Source organism: Corynebacterium sp. HMSC035E02 (assembly GCF_001836065.1).
Classification (GTDB): domain Bacteria; phylum Actinomycetota; class Actinomycetes; order Mycobacteriales; family Mycobacteriaceae; genus Corynebacterium; species Corynebacterium hiratae.
In genome coordinates, this window is record NZ_KV827329.1 from 1 (window position 1) to 215 (window position 215).

Consider the following 215-nt stretch of genomic DNA (forward strand, 5'->3'; position numbering starts at 1 on the left):
ACATCCGAAATGATTTCTCAATGTTGAATAACCTGCGGTAATGCCCTATAACCTCACTAGCGGGAAGAGTAGTCAGGTCGGTTTCATAGCCTTTAATTCCGGCTAGGGCTCGGTGCTTGGCAGCAAGAGCGTAGTTGACCTTCTTATTCGGGGCGGAAAGATCAATATAGCGGTTGCGCTTGATTGCGATATCGCCGTCAACAGCGCGTTTGGCT

Annotated in this window: 1 pseudogene; it reads right to left on the minus strand. The window is 49.3% G+C overall.

What is annotated here, in order from left to right:
* Positions 1 to 215: pseudogene (locus HMPREF2635_RS13505) on the minus strand (transposase); the annotation flags it as partial.